The organism is Mesorhizobium sp. M2A.F.Ca.ET.067.02.1.1, from assembly GCF_004023285.1.
GTDB lineage: Bacteria > Pseudomonadota > Alphaproteobacteria > Rhizobiales > Rhizobiaceae > Mesorhizobium.
Genome location: NZ_RZSB01001151.1, coordinates 1 through 1,217, shown reverse-complemented (window position 1 = coordinate 1,217; position 1,217 = coordinate 1). Strand labels below are relative to the sequence as shown.

General features: G+C 62.9%; 1 protein-coding gene and 1 pseudogene. Both read right to left on the bottom strand.

All coding sequences use genetic code 11. The features are described from left to right. Positions 1-422, bottom strand: a 422-nt coding sequence (locus EOA28_RS36290) for a hypothetical protein (protein ID WP_128315868.1), incomplete at its 3' end; no start/stop codon positions are given. A 236-nt stretch (positions 423-658) separates the two neighbouring features. Continuing rightward, positions 659-1,217 (bottom strand): annotated as a pseudogene (locus tag EOA28_RS39330) (alpha/beta fold hydrolase); the annotation flags it as partial.

The following is a 1,217-nucleotide window of genomic DNA, read 5'->3' as shown; positions in this document are numbered from 1 at the left end:
GACAGATATTGTCGATAGGCGGCGGCGAGGTCGCCTTGCGCGGCGCGAAGTTCCTGCTGCGCCTGGCTGGCCCCGGCGTACTGTCCGGCCTCGACCGCGTCCTTGGCCCGCCTTGCCGCGTTCGACAGCCGGCTGAGAACCTCTGCCAGCGCATCCCGCTTTGCCCGGTCGGACGGCGACGCCGATTGCACTTGCCGGCCGGCGTCGTCGAGTGTCTCGGCAAAGGATTGCAAGGCGGACGATGCGTAGCGGGACGGCGCGGCGCCGGCGAGCCAGGCATCACTTACCAGCACCGCCGACTGTGCCGTCGAGGCTGCAAGCTTCGATTGCTGGTCGACGGTTTCAGACGAGGAGCAGGAGGCAAGCGCCAGCGCCAGCAGAGGCAGGAGGGCCCGGCACGGCCGGGCAACGGTGCGCAACATCTTCCACTCGTTGCAATCGCTTGAAATTACGATGATAAAGCCGCACCCACGGGAAAGTTCCTCCGTGTTCGGGTTTTGCGCCACCGATTGCCTGCTGCAGCGCGCGCGGAGACAGGGTTCGGCTTTCCCACCCTGGCCGGGAATTGCAATTTCTTGTCGGTAAAAAAACGCGGCTGGTTCTCCGTTGGAAGCCCGCCGAACCTCGGCCGTATTACTTTATTCCGCGGGCCGCGCACTTAATCATGTCGTACGAGCCGGTGCTTCGCCATGTCACCAATATTGGCAAAAGCCGCAACCTTGTCGATCATCGCTAGGACCGCCTTCGGATTGCTTTGATGCACCATATGTCCGGCACCCGGGACGATATCCAGAAGTGAATGGCTTATCTCGTCTTGCAACCGCAGCGCCTCGGTCTTGGCATCGAACAGCTGGTCGCCCGCGCCGGCAATTATCCCGACAGGGACGGCGATTTCGGCATATCGGCGATTTGGGAAAAGTGCCGATGCCAGCATCAGGAAGGATTCAGCGGAGATGGATCGCAGTTGCGAGGGCCGGCTCGCCAACCCTCTTGTCGTTGTCGCGAAAGGGATCGCGATCGTTGCCGGATGAAAAATCTTCTTCATCGCCCAGCGCCAGTTCAGCCTGACCAGCGAAGGCAGCACCGCGTGGCGCAGCACCGTCCCGATCAGCGGAACCGCCGGCAGCGCGGAGATGGCAAGGGCAAGCCTTGGCGACGGGTAATGATAGCCGGCGGTTCCGCTGATCGGGACGGTGCTGCGCCACGCGGTGCTGCCT